This is a genomic window from Mesorhizobium sp. M0293, from assembly GCF_040321735.1.
Lineage (GTDB): Bacteria > Pseudomonadota > Alphaproteobacteria > Rhizobiales > Rhizobiaceae > Mesorhizobium.
Window position 1 is genome coordinate 1 of sequence record NZ_JAMYSA010000016.1, and the last position, 12,973, is coordinate 12,973.

Annotated in this window: 10 protein-coding genes, 1 tRNA gene and 2 pseudogenes; 2 read left to right on the forward strand and 11 right to left on the reverse strand. The window is 61.0% G+C overall.

All coding sequences use genetic code 11. From position 1 onward, the window contains the following. Nucleotides 1-173: 173 nt before the first annotated feature. Both NKJ06_RS08775 and NKJ06_RS08780 read right to left on the reverse strand, forming a co-directional pair. Nucleotides 174-692 carry a disulfide bond formation protein B gene (locus NKJ06_RS08775; RefSeq protein WP_352631695.1) on the reverse strand — a complete coding sequence of 173 codons (519 nt, stop codon included), beginning with the start codon at nucleotides 690-692 and terminating at the stop codon, nucleotides 174-176. 35 nt (nucleotides 693-727) lie between these two features. Further along, entirely contained in the window at nucleotides 728-1,315 is a 588-nt protein-coding gene (locus NKJ06_RS08780; protein WP_352631697.1) for a YqaA family protein, read from the reverse strand. 225 nt (nucleotides 1,316-1,540) lie between these two features. Here NKJ06_RS08780 and NKJ06_RS08785 point away from each other — a divergent pair. After that, a tRNA-Leu gene (locus tag NKJ06_RS08785) sits at nucleotides 1,541-1,625 on the forward strand. Between the two features lie 50 nt (nucleotides 1,626-1,675). Here the strand turns inward: NKJ06_RS08785 and NKJ06_RS08790 are convergent. From NKJ06_RS08790 to NKJ06_RS08800, 3 genes are all read right to left on the reverse strand, one after another. Beyond that, nucleotides 1,676-3,025: a coiled-coil domain-containing protein gene (locus NKJ06_RS08790; RefSeq protein WP_352631699.1), complete on the reverse strand. Its 1,350-nt coding sequence runs from the start codon at nucleotides 3,023-3,025 to the stop codon at nucleotides 1,676-1,678. A 225-nt stretch (nucleotides 3,026-3,250) separates the two neighbouring features. Further along, the gene (locus NKJ06_RS08795; protein WP_352631701.1) at nucleotides 3,251-4,531 is read right to left on the reverse strand and encodes a GNAT family N-acetyltransferase; all 1,281 of its coding nucleotides are present in this window, start codon (nucleotides 4,529-4,531) and stop codon (nucleotides 3,251-3,253) included. Next, complete coding sequence (locus NKJ06_RS08800) at nucleotides 4,531-5,931, reverse strand: lipopolysaccharide biosynthesis protein (protein WP_352631703.1); 1,401 nt, start codon at nucleotides 5,929-5,931, stop codon at nucleotides 4,531-4,533. The genes NKJ06_RS08795 and NKJ06_RS08800 overlap by 1 nt, the downstream gene beginning before the upstream one ends. Before the next feature lie 264 nt (nucleotides 5,932-6,195). On the opposite strand from NKJ06_RS08800, the pseudogene NKJ06_RS08805 reads away from it, so the two are divergent. Then, nucleotides 6,196-6,658: pseudogene (locus NKJ06_RS08805) on the forward strand (IS1595 family transposase); the annotation flags it as partial. A 38-nt stretch (nucleotides 6,659-6,696) separates the two neighbouring features. On the opposite strand, the gene NKJ06_RS08810 reads toward NKJ06_RS08805, so the two are convergent. From NKJ06_RS08810 to secA, 6 genes and pseudogenes are all read right to left on the reverse strand, one after another. Next, nucleotides 6,697-7,158: a hypothetical protein gene (locus NKJ06_RS08810; protein WP_352631705.1), complete on the reverse strand. Its 462-nt coding sequence runs from the start codon at nucleotides 7,156-7,158 to the stop codon at nucleotides 6,697-6,699. 31 nt (nucleotides 7,159-7,189) lie between these two features. After that, entirely contained in the window at nucleotides 7,190-8,125 is a 936-nt protein-coding gene (locus tag NKJ06_RS08815; RefSeq protein WP_352631706.1) for a hypothetical protein, read from the reverse strand. A gap of 188 nt (nucleotides 8,126-8,313) precedes the next feature. Further along, complete coding sequence (locus NKJ06_RS08820) at nucleotides 8,314-9,087, reverse strand: DUF1828 domain-containing protein (RefSeq protein WP_352631708.1); 774 nt, start codon at nucleotides 9,085-9,087, stop codon at nucleotides 8,314-8,316. After that, nucleotides 9,084-9,578, reverse strand: a complete 495-nt coding sequence (locus NKJ06_RS08825; protein ID WP_352631710.1) for a hypothetical protein — start codon at nucleotides 9,576-9,578, stop codon at nucleotides 9,084-9,086. The genes NKJ06_RS08820 and NKJ06_RS08825 overlap by 4 nt, the downstream gene beginning before the upstream one ends. Nucleotides 9,579-9,763: 185 nt before the next feature. Next, nucleotides 9,764-9,908 (reverse strand): annotated as a pseudogene (locus NKJ06_RS35795) (IS1595 family transposase); the annotation flags it as partial. A 149-nt stretch (nucleotides 9,909-10,057) separates the two neighbouring features. After that, nucleotides 10,058-12,790, reverse strand: coding sequence for a preprotein translocase subunit SecA (gene secA, locus NKJ06_RS08830; RefSeq protein WP_352631712.1), 2,733 nt, complete (start codon nucleotides 12,788-12,790; stop codon nucleotides 10,058-10,060). Between the last annotated feature and the right edge of the window lie 183 nt (nucleotides 12,791-12,973).

Genomic DNA, 12,973 nt, shown 5'->3' on the forward strand with positions numbered 1-12,973 from the left:
GGCTACAATAGGCTCGCGCCCTTCCTCTACCCCGTCGATCGGGGGAGAGGTGGCTCGGCGAAGCCGAGACGGAGTGGGGGGTCGATCTGGCTCGGACGTCGAACGCCGCGCCATCCGACTCAGCCTGGCGAATTTTTGCTCGAACTCTGCGTTGCGCCAGTTATCGAATTGACTCAGTCGCGCGTGAAAGCACCGCGGAAGGCGACGGCGGCGAGGACAAGGCTGGCGATGGCGTTCCAGCCGGCCAGCGACAGGCCAAGGATGCGCAGTGCGGCCTTGTCGCAGGAGGGCGGCACGAATTTGTCGAGCGCGTCGAGCACGCCCTTGCCGCCGGTGTCCACCGGTCCCGCACCTGCGGTGCAATCGGTCGGGCCGGCCCACCACTGCCATTCGACGCCGGAGTGGTAGACGCCGAGATAAAGGCCGTAGAGCATCAGCAGGCCGCCGACGGCCAGCAAGCCGCGCGTCAGCCATGCCGGCGCGTGAAGCATCGATGCAATCGCCGCCAGCACCATCAGCGGCACGCCGATGTAGTAGGGCGTGCGCTGCTCGAGGCAGAGGTGGCAAGGGATGTAGCCGCCCAGATACTGGAAGCCGAGTGCCGAGCCGACGGTGGCGCCCATGGCGACGGCGAGGAACAAGGCCGTGCGTGTCCGCTGGCGTCCGGGATCGGCATTCATCGTCGCGGTCATTTCAATCGGCTCCGTCCGGCTCGCAATGGCTGTGTTCAGAGGGCGTATTTGACTGTTATATAGAGCAAAATCAGGGCAGCCGCGGCCGCGCCCGCGATCAGGCCAAGGCGCTTTTCGATGAACTCGCGGATCGGCTCGCCATAGCGGCGCAAAAGCCAGGCCAGCAGCAGGAAACGGCCGCCGCGTGCCACGATGGCCAGCACGATGAACAGCAGCAGATTGACGCCGATGACGCCCGACAGGATCGTCACCACCTTGATCGGCGGCAGATGGGCGGCGCCAGAGGTGACCAGCATCAGGACGATGAAGCCGACGCCCGCGCCTGCGCGCAGCGTCTCGAACTCGTCGTACTTGCCGTAGAATTCGAGGATCGGCCTCGCCACCGCGTCATAGGCGTAATGGCCGATAAACCAGCCGGCGATGCCGCCCAGCACCGAGGCGACGGTGGCGATCAGCGCGTAGCGGTAGGCGCGATCCGGCCGCGACAGCGCCATCGGCAGATAGAGCACGTCGGCCGGCACCAGGAACACCGAGCTTTCGACGAAGGCAATGAAGGCCAGCCACCATTCGGCGGATTTGCGGGCCGCCAGCGACAAGGTCCAGTCGTAAAGTCCGCGAAGCATCGGCACTCCTAACGCATGTCGCCCCAAAGGTGCGCGGCGATCTTCTCAGACATGCCGCGCTTTGACGCGCCGCCTGTCTAGAAAGATTTTCCGCACTGCACAATGGCAGCCCTGTCACGAAATCGAAAGGCGCAGTTTGGTCGCATCCGGCACCGGAGAAATTGGCCAGTTGACGAACGGGCCTCCAACCGTATAGTCCCGCGCCATCCAGGCCGCCCGGCCTGAGCCCCTATGGCGGAATTGGTAGACGCGCTCGACTCAAAATCGAGTTCCGCAAGGAGTGCTGGTTCGATCCCGGCTAGGGGCACCAATTCCTTTTGAAGAACCGGCGTTGCAATCCGAAAAATTGACCTTCCGCTATCAAGACGCTTTGCGCGCTCCGGCGGGATCGCCGTCATTGGCCGCGCTAAGCTCGCCGGTCGCCAGCAGGTCCAATCCGTCGAATGCCCGTTCGAGATCGGCACTCACATCCGCTGCCGGTCCGCTGTGCCGGTCCTGGCGCGTCAGCGTTTCCAGCCTGTGTTGAAGCTCACGGTTCTCATCGCGGCAACGGGCATGGGCGAGCTCGTCGGTCATGCCGCGCAAGCGCAGGTCCGCGAGTTGGACCTTCACCGCGGCACAATCTTTGCGTGCCGCATCGCGCTCCTCGCGTAACTTCGCGATCTCGGTTTGCGAAGCGCGGTGCCAATGCTCGGCCGCTTCCCCGGCACCGTCTCCGACATGGCTCGGCGGTGCGCGCACCACGGCCTGATCGACAAGCAGAGCCGTGGTCCGGCGCTGGAGCGAGCGCAATTCTCTCTCGAGTCCCGCGGCCCGCTCTTGCGCGGCGGCGGCGCAATCGTTGAGAACGCCGCGCTCATGCTCGGCCGTGGACAGCCGCGCTTGCAGGTCTTGCTGAACCGCCAACTGCCGCGACAGTTTGCCGGTCAGTTGCTCGTTGAGGAACTGGTAATCCGCGACCTTGGCATGAAGCAGCATGGCTGCCTGTTCCAGGCTGGCAAGCCGCGATGCAACGTCCTCACGCGCCCGCTCGGCGGCTTGCCTGGCCATGATCTCATCGGCAAGCTGCTCCGAGATCCGCGCCAGGTTGTGTCCCAGGCGCTCGACCTCGACATTCGCCTTGAGGAACCGCGCTTCGCGCTGGTCGGCGTGCCTGTCGGCCTCCACAATGGCCTGCCGGGTCCTGTCGAGTTCGACCTTCAGGTCGGCGATGGTCGCGCTCGCGATCGACAGCTCGCGCGATTTTCGCTCAAGTTCTTTCGACGCGCGATCATGCAGATGTTCGAGCCTGGCCGTCGCCTCTTGCAATTCCCATGTCTCGGTATCGAGCGCGTCGGCATGGCGCGTTTGCGCATCGAGCCTGACCAGATAGTCCTGCAAGGAGGACCATGCCTGACGCGACAATTCCAGCCCTTCCGCCACGCCTTTCAAATGGGCGGCCAAATCGTCACCGGAACACAGCATCGACTGATGGCTGGACAAGGGGGAGGAAAGGCGCCTGCCTTGGCCTGTCTGAATTGAAGCGGGAGAAGCAGCCAGCGGGTCCGACTGGGCCAATCTGTTGGGCTTCTCTTCGAAGGAAGGCGAAGCCGTGCCGGCTTGGATGCTTCGGATCAGCTCCTCCAGCGCGTCATCGTCGCCTCTTCGGACAACGGCATTGGCCTCTGCACTGATGTGCCGGGCGCCGTTGGCCTCATGATTCAGCGACATTTTTCTCTCATCGCTACCGAATCACTAAAGTATCGCGGATCAAGAACAAGATTGCGAGTAGATTTTATTGCTGAAAAGTGCTGTCGAAAAATCTCGTTTTTTTATGAACAGACGTCAATATTGGCATCGACTGGTGGGGAATCGAAGTAAGTTCTCGGCCACCTCTGTCAATTATCCAGGGCTTGCGGCGAAATATGCCGTTCTCTCGGACCGCGCCTGGCTGCCTTACCGCCGTCCCAGCAGGCTCTTCATGCGGTTGCGCAGCAGGCGGGCCATGTTGCGGGTTTCGCGGTAGAGGTGCAGCTGCGAGGCGGCCTGGCGGGTCAGGCGGTCGGCGTCCGGCGTCAGGCCGATCACCAGCGTGCCCATTGGCTTGCGCTCGGCCCACAGCCGGCTCATCACCGGGTGGTCGGGCACCGCGCAGGAATCGGTCATCATGATGTTGGGATCGTCGAGATGCTGCCTGGTCACCTCGATCATCAGCAGCGTGCCCGGCGAATAGCTGGCCAGCGTCTCGTCATAGGCCGTCTTCCAGGTGTAGGCGACGCCGATTTCGACGAAGACGATCAGGCAGGCGATGGTGCGGCCGTCGAGCGTCAGCGAATGGATGCGGCACATGTCCTGTTCGGCCAGCCGGTGCACCGCCTCGCGGGCGAAGGCGGCGCGGTAGCGGTCGATCGCCATGGCGGTGCGTTCGCGGCCCTTCCAGCCCGCCGCTTCCAGGGTCAGGAAGCTTTCGATGGCGTGGCGGATGTCCTCGGGCCCGCGCGCCACGACATGCTCGAGCTTGCCGAGGTCGCCAAGGCGCCGCTTCAGGCGGCGGAACTCGCGATAATGGTGCGAACGCAGCGAAGCCTTCAGATACTCGTCGCCATCGGTTTCGCTCTCCAGCGCCGGACGCTGGGTCTGGCCGGTGGTGACCAGCATCAGGCCGCGCGTCTCGGCCACGGTGGCAAACAGGCTCGCCACCGGGCCGTCGAGCCGGATATCGGGCAGGACGAACACTTTCGGCAGCTTGAGGTGTGGACGCGACAGCATCGAGAAGAAATCCTCGACGACGCCGACCGGATCGTCGCGATCGACCAGCGGGGTGCCGAGCGGACCGAACGGGCTCGACCATGTGCGCATGACCGGCACGCCGAGCGGCACCACCGGCCGTTCGACCGAGATCGGCACAAGAAGGCGCAGCCGGTTGCGGTATTCGTCGCCGTCGCGGATGACCGCCAGCCGCACTTCGCGATCCTCCAGCCGCGGCATGGCCGGCGCCAGGAAACGCGGGTTGAAGAAGACGTTGGGCTCGACCGCGCGGGCGCAGAGGTAATCCAGCTCCTCGACCAGGTCGAAGCCGGCCGATGCCGGGTAGATGGCGAGTTTGCGCTCGGGCCGGTTGTTGGCGAGGATTTCAATGTGGGCAGGGTCGGGGTCGCGGGCCAGTCCGGCAAGGCCGGACACCATAGCGCCGGCGCTGCCGCCGCTAGTTTCCTCAAGCAACGGGATGGCGGCCATCACGCGGCTCCTTTCGCAGGCACGAAGATGAGCATGACGATGCCGAGCTTGCGCCACACCGTGAACGACAGCGCGCTGGCTTCGAAGATCATGGCAAAGGCGGTGGCCATGGCCGCGCCCCACAGGCCGAACATCGGGATCAGCACCACGTTGAGGGCGATGTTGAAGGCCAGCGTCATGGCATAGACGGCGGCGCAGATGTTCTGGTTGCCGCTCATCGTCAGCAGGCTTTCGCAAGGACCGACGGCGGCGCGCGCCACGACGCCGAAGACGAGCAGGAACAGCAAGGGATAGCCGCTGCTGAATTCAGGGCCGAACAGCACCAGCATCGGTTCGCCCAGCGCCAGCACCAGCAGCGCCATCAACAGCGACGGCCAGAACGTCCATGACACTGTCTCGCGGGCAAAGGCGGCGAGCCTTTGCGGGTCGCCATGAGTGAACTGCGCATAGCGCTGGGCAACGCCGGCCTTGACGGCGAAATAAACGAAATGCACCAGCGCCAGCGTCTTCACCGTGGCGAAATAGACGGCGACGTCGTTGGGATCCATATAGGCGCCGACCATCAGCACATCGGCATTGGTGAGCAGGAAGAAGAAGCTTTCGACCAGGAAGATCGGCAGCGACACGATGAACCATTGTGCGAAATGCACCTTCATCGGCCCGGCCGGGATCTGCCGTTCCATGCGCTGGGTGACGCCGATCAGCTGGCCAAGCGTGGTGGCGTAGGTGGCGGCGATCGAGGCGAAGATGGCGGTCTTTGCGTCAGGGGCGTAGCCCGCCAGCAGCATCAGCGCCATGAACAGCAGGATCAGGATGGGCCGCACCAGATAGGTCGGCGACAGGGCAAACAGCGCCCAGCTGTTGGCGCGTGCCAGTCCCGACAGAAGGTCGGACATGGCGATCATCGGCAGGCAGATGACGCCGAGGATGAACGGGATCACATAGTAGTTTTCGATCCAGGGTGCCGCCAGCCAGACGCCGAGCGCGCCGAGCCCGGCGATGAGCGTGGAGGCGATCAGCACGAACAGGCGGCTGGCCAGCACGATGCCGCGCAGTTCGTCCATCAGGCCGCGCTCGCGGTATTCGGGAATGAAGCGGATAACCGAGGTGTGGAAGCCGAGGCAGGCGAGGTTGCCGACGATGACCATCGTCACCCAGACGAGGACGAAGATGCCGTATTCGAACGAGCCCATCCAGCGCGCCATCAGCACCTGGCTGATGAAGGCGATGACGGCGCTGACGATGCGGATGGAGAAGGCGATGACCGACATGCGGCCGGCCTCGCCGCGCTCGTCGGCGGTGAACAGCACGGCGTCGATGCGGCCAAGCAACGGCTCCATGCGCAGCGCCAAACGCTGCGGCAGGAACCGCCCGGCTGTCGTGGCCGCGGAAAAGCGCACCCCGATTTCTCTCCGTTTTCCGCTTCTTTTCAGGCTTTGGTGTAGCGGAGACACATTAAGAAACGGTTGGGTGAGGAGTGGTCCGCGCAGCGGACGAAAAGCCAACGATTTGGCTTTTCGAGCGACGAACGCCCGGAGCCATAGCGGAGGGCCGGCAGGGGCGGTGCGCGGCACGAGCATTCGTTATGGCGGTGGCATCGCCATCACGATCCGCAGTCGTGCGCGCTGAGTACAAAGCCGCGCTTGAAGCGCAAGATGAAGCCGAAGCGCACCGTTATCGGCCTTGTTAAGCGTGGAGGCAAAGCCAGCCTGGTTCACGTCCAGCACGCCATCAAGGCAGTTGTGCGCGATATCCTGGTGCGCAATGCCGACCGCAATTCGACGCTCTACACGGACCAATCCAAGCTCTACACGGTGATCGGCGAGGAATACGCCTCGCACAAGACGACCAATCATTCCGCTGGCGAATACGTCCGCTATGAGGACGGCGTGTCGATCCATTCGAACACGATTGAAAACGTGTTCTCAGTCTTCAAGCGCGGCATGGTCGGCGTCTATCAGCATTGCGGCGAAGCCCATCTTCACCGCTACTTGTCGGAATTCGATTTCCGCTAGTCGCCGCACCGCTCTTGGCGTCACCGACACCGAGCGCCACGACCAGTTGCTCGCGATGATCGAAGGCAAGCGCCTTACCTATCGGCGGATTGGTGAAACCGGTCTCGCCTAAGCAGAAGGCGCGAAAGCTGATGCGTATGCGACGAAAGCCTAACTATCGTCCTTGATGCCAGCTTCCGAGCGGCGACGGTCGATTTCGGCATCAACGCGCTTCCGCTGTACATCCATGAGCATTTTAGGCATCCCCAGCGTGAGTATGAACGCCGTCACTCCTAATGCTAAATGAATATGGGCAATGATGGACTTTGTGTCGCTAGATACTACGGCTTCAGGCGCCTTGCTGAGAAGCGTTCCGACAAAAATTACGCCTATTGTCAATAGATATAGCACGAACAACCAAGTATGGCGTATTAGTCTATCCTCTATCGCCTGCCTGTGACCTTCCGCTGACTTCCAAGAACCGGACGGCAATAGCGATGGGTCGCCCAAGACTGTTATCACCGCAACCAAAAATCCCGCGAGTACAGTATATACAGTTACAAAAATTCCTATCGCGGCCTCATTGTCTACGACATACTCTCCCCAATGGCGAGACACCAAAAATCCGGCCAAGAAAGCGAACCCAATAAATAGAGCTCGCATCTTATTGCGTCACTATGCCAGACGCTTGCAAGTCGCTTTCGAACTTGCGAAGCGCTTTCCAAGCGCTGTCCCGCAATACCGATTTTCCGTGACGCTCGATCGTCACCTTTTGACGGATGAAGACCTCTTTCTGGCTTATCCTCTGGTTGTCACCAGTGACGATTACATAATCGTCGTCCTCGTCCTCGATAACGTCGCGGGCGACGCTATCCATTAGTTTCCTACCGACCACGCGCCCTTCCTTCCTCCGGGTGTCAAAAGAGAGCGACAGGGATACGTTCACATTCTCTAGATCCATAGGAACGCCATTTCCGAATAGCGCTTTCAAATGCTTGAATGCTGCTCCCATAGCACCTGCCGTATCGCCCTTCCGGTCGACGTAATTTATACTGGCTTCATAAAGCGTAGTGCGCATTTCGACCGCCTTTACGCCTTGTGCTTTGATAAGTTTCACTTTGTCGATATTCCCGACATTTTGAAGCTCGAATTGATCGGCCTCGTCATCGATATCGGCTTTCTTGAGAAGCTGGTGGCAGTATGTCGAGAACGAACCGTCTTTGAGCACTGTAGAGCATAGGAATGCGTCATTCCCGCGCACTAGGGCAAAGACATCACCGTCCATGTAATCCCTTTTTGCGGGAGCCGGAGCAGTGCCAACTTCAAATTCTTCTAGATCGTCATCTGCGGCAGGCACCGTGCTCGCATGGTCGCCTGGAGTTCCTGCAACCAAATGAAGTAATAGGCCACCACCCGCATTGCGATTTGCTTTGTTGCCTTTGATTATTTGCCCGTCTGCGCGCGGAAATTTACGCTGGCCAATCTTAGGCAACTTCTTATGTGCCTCACGCAGATAATGTTCTAGCGTCTTCGCTGGGTCGTGGCCGTCGAGCCACATGGCCCGCCTGTATACAACAGTCTTCAGCCGTGTGTTGGCCATGCTAATCCCCCCATTTTAGGAAGAATTAACATGCTCAACGATTGTTTGACAGTGGCTTGCTATCGTCGGGCGATGCTTTTTTCTTAGTCTCTGTTTTGGCTGCCTTGGACGGCGGGGGCGGCGTCTTCAGCATCCGCTTAACGTCTCGTTGAAGCGCTTTTCGTCGGTTTTTGCGTCGGCCTTGTCATTCATGCCGCCTTACCCAGTGCCTCGCGAGCAATACGAGCTATCGCTGCGTCTTCGTCATCCTTGTAAACGGGTACGGTCGCAAGGCGGTTACTTGCCCTGCGGCGTAGTTCATTCGAGATGGCATGGTCATCCTCCAATAGAGCGATAACCGACAAATCTTGCTTCACCTCATGCAGCGCAGCAAAGTGAAGGAAGATCGCGTCGTTCACTCGCGCAGGACTATTCCCAAAAAATATGGCGACGGGCGGGCGACCGCTCACCTCCAAAACCATGTCAGGAGTCACCTCAGAAAGGCGAGAACTGACCGCCTCATTTTCTCTGATCTTGGCACGGTCGCCTACCACGGACCTTATTCGCTCCGCTGCGTCTTCCTTGAATGAGGAGGCGATCTTCTCTTGCGTAAGCAGGAGAAAATCGTTCATTCGGATCATAACGCCGACAAACTCTAGCGCCCTAGCCGGCAATTCCTTTTCAGGAAACGCCACGGTCTTGATCGTCCCGTCTGCCTGATCGAAATGAGCGTCCACTGAGGACAGTAGGCTTTCCAGCCCGCGACGGCGGGTATCGGTCTCAAAATCGACGCCGGCCGCCTCTAGCTGCTGAATCGTAGCGCCGTCGTCCTCAAGCCTGAAAGCACCACCCTCTGTTTGCGTAACGTAGAATGACACGCGGTCACCGTCATCGCGCCTGAATGCCGTAGACACAGCAAGGCCTGCGGGCACCTCGGTGACCGTTATGTCGTTGCAGAACGCGTGGCAGAGTTCGGTCTTCATACCATCCCTTCCGCCTTATCGATCTTGAAGATCGATATTGCGCAATTAAAGGCGGTTTGAGCAGAAAGAGGCTGCTTTAGATGCCTGAATTCTGTTCGGCGATGGAACGAACCCGCCTTAGGCAGGCGAACGCTGCCGAACCGGTTGTGAGCGACATTGACGTTGGCCAAATCGCTGCAACGGGCATGGCAGTGCCACCCAGGTTCGCTGGCATGATACTCATAGTCACAGATGACAAGAGTTTCGCCGCCTTTCGTTACGCCTAGGGTAGCACGGAAAATCCGCTTGGATTCGTTGAACAGCAGAAGAACGCGACAATCTTCGCCGACTGCTTCAAAGGTGAGGATTCGCCACTGATAAAGCGGGCCATACTTATATGCCTTGGCCTTGGCTCGACGTGACGGCCACTTGGAGCGCGGTATCTCACCTCGCTTCCAATCCCCCGTATCAACGGCGGATTTCTCCGCCGCGATGATCCCCCTCAGATTCATGATGATCCTCATAGTGCAAAATCGCTAAGGAATCACCTATACTTTGTCATTGAGGCCGCCCGAAATGCGCTGCTTCAATCTGCCTATGTCGATTGCGATCCAGGCGAGCCGCTAGATCAGATGATCACTGCCATTTTGCAGGCCGCCCTTGCGGCCTCATCTTATTGAGGAGCGTCTCAATCTCATCAGTCGCTTGGCTTGACGCCATCCATAATGGCGTCAACGCGCATCTGGTCCGTAAAGCCGAGCTTAGAGCGGCGATTGTAGCGGAAGTCGAACTGCCAAGTAGCGGTGCAAATGAGCCTCACCGCAATGCTGATAGACGCCAATGCCGGCGCCGCCCCTCATCCGCCTGCCGGCACCCAGCCCTTCGCTATCGCTCAGGGCGTTCGTCGTTCGAAAAGCCAAGCAATTGGCTTTTCGTCCGCTGCGCGGACCACGCCTCACCCCCGTGAACGGGGAGAAGGGAAGCATTCCCCTTAGGCGAACGCCCCATGGCAGTGCTTGTATTTCTTGCCGGAGCCGCAGGGGCAGGCTTCGTTGCGGCCGACCTTGCCCCAGGTAGCCTGGTTGTTGGGGTCGCGGTCTTCGGGAGCGACGACAGCGGTTGTCTCCGGGCGGACCAGGAGGGCGGTCTCGCCGCCTTCGAAATCATTCTCGCCGGTGGTGCCGTCGAGATGCGTGCCGAACATATCGGGTGCCTCGGGCGGCGGCGCGTCGGCGGCCTGGCGGACCAACTCGACGCGCATCAGCTGCGCGGTGACGGCCTGGCGCAGATTGCCCAGCATCGCCTGGAACAGCTCGAACGCCTCGCCCTTGTATTCCTGCAGCGGATCGCGCTGGGCGTAGCCGCGGAAGCCGACGACCGAACGCAGATGGTCGAGATTGACGATGTGCTCGCGCCACAGATGGTCGAGCGTCTGCAGCACCACCGAACGTTCGACATAGTTCATCACCTCGGGGCCGAAGCGCTCGGAGCGCTCCCTGGCGGCGGCGTCGGCGGCCTGCGTGATGCGCTCGCGGATGTCGTCCTCGGCGATGCCCTCTTCCTTGACCCACTCTTCGATCGGCAGGTCGAGGTTGAGGAATTCGGCGGCCTCGGCCTTGAGGCCGGCAACATCCCACTGCTCGGCATAGGCGTTTTCGGGAATGGCCTTGGCGACGATCTCGTCGATGACGCCCTCGCGCATCTCGCCAATGGTTTCGCTCAGGCCTTCGCCGTCCATCAGCTCGATGCGCTGCTCGAACACCACCTTGCGCTGGTCGTTGGAGACGTCGTCATATTTCAACAGGTTCTTGCGGATGTCGAAGTTGCGCGCCTCGACCTTCTTCTGCGCCTTTTCCAGCGCCTTGTTGATCCACGGATGGATGATCGCCTCGTCTTCCTTGAGGCCGAGCTTCTGCAGCATGCCGTCCATGCGCTCGGAGCCGAAGATGCGCATCAGGTCATCCTGCAGCGACAGGAAGAATTTCGAGCGGCCGGGGTCGCCCTGGCGACCGGAGCGGCCGCGCAGCTGGTTGTCGATGCGGCGCGATTCGTGGCGCTCGGTGGCGAGCACATAGAGGCCGCCGGCGGCCAGCGCCTTTTCCTTCAGGCGCTCGACGTCGGCATTGATTTCCTTTTCACGTGCTTCGCGTTCTGGACCGGCCGGCATGTCGCCGAGTTCCTCTTCGATGCGCATCTCGGCGTTACCGCCAAGCTTGATGTCGGTGCCGCGGCCGGCCATGTTGGTGGCGATGGTGATGGCGCCGGGCTTGCCGGCCTGGGCGACGATCGCGGCCTCGCGCTCGTGATGGCGGGCGTTCAGCACCTCGAAGTCCTTGAAGCCTTCCTTGCGCAGGCGCTCGGCCAGCTGCTCGGACTTTTCAATGGAGGTGGTGCCGACCAGCGTCGGCTGCCCCTTGGTGCTGGCTTCGCGGATCTCCCTGACGATCGCCTTGTATTTCTCCTCGACCGTCCGGTAGACCTCGTCGTCCTCGTCGATGCGGACGACCGGCAGATTGGTCGGGATCTCGGTGACGTCGAGGCCGTAGATGTTGCCGAATTCCTCGGCCTCGGTCAGCGCCGTGCCGGTCATGCCGGAAAGCTTCTTGTAGAGGCGGAAGTAGTTCTGGAAGGTGACGGAGGCGAGCGTCTGGTTCTCCGGCTGGATCGCCACATGCTCCTTGGCTTCGAGCGCCTGGTGCAGGCCTTCCGAATAGCGGCGGCCCGGCATCATGCGGCCGGTGAATTCGTCGATGATGACGATCTCGCCGTTGCGCACGATATAGTCCTTGTCCTTCTGGAACAGCCGGTGCGCCTTCAGCGCGTTGTTGACGTGGTGGACGATGGCGACGTTCTCGACGTCGTAGAGCGACTCGCCCTTGAGCAGGTCGGCGTCGCGCAAAAGGTTTTCGAGCTTCTCGGTGCCTTCCTCGGTGAAGATCGAGGTCTTCTGCTTCTCGTCGATTTCATAATCCTGCGGCTGCAGCTGGATGATGAAGGTGTCGATGGTGTTGTACATTTCCGAACGGTCCTCGAGCGGACCGGAAATGATCAGCGGCGTGCGCGCCTCGTCAACCAGGATGGAATCGACTTCGTCGACGATCGCGTAGTTGTGACCGCGCTGCACCATCTGGGCGCGCTCGTATTTCATGTTGTCGCGCAGGTAGTCGAAGCCGAGCTCGTTGTTGGTGGCGTAGGTGACGTCGGATGCGTAAGCGGCGCTGCGCTCCTCGTCGGACAGGCCATGGACGATAACGCCGACCGAGAGGCCGAGGAACTTGTAGACGCGGCCCATCCATTCGGAGTCGCGGGTGGCCAGATAATCGTTGACGGTGACGACGTGAACGCCCTTGCCGGCGAGCGCGTTGAGGTAGACCGGCAGCGTCGCGACCAGGGTCTTGCCTTCGCCGGTGCGCATCTCGGCAATGCCGCCATTGTGCAGCACCATGCCGCCGATCAGCTGGACATCGAAGGGCCGCATGCCGAGCACGCGGCGGGCCGCCTCGCGGACGGTGGCAAAGGCAGGCACCAGAAGGTCGTCGAGCGTGGCGCCGTTGGCGATGTCCTGGCGGAATTTCGCGGTGCGGCCGACCAGCTCCTCATCGGAGAGCGCCCGCATCTCGTTTTCCATGGCGTTGATCGCCTCGACACGGGGCCGGGTCGATTTGACCCGACGGTCGTTGGAGGAACCGAAAACCTTACGGGCGAGACCGCCGAGACTGACCATCCAATGGTCCTTTCGATAGAATTCTCAATCTTGAGATGGGCGCCGGCTGGCCCCATCAATTCCACGTGAACGTGGACAAACACAAAAAGCGCCCGGAAAACGGTTCTGGACGCAAAGTCGTTGGACAGATAAGAGGGGGCTCAACTGATGTCAACGCCGCGCTGGCCCTGCCGGGCGCGCCAA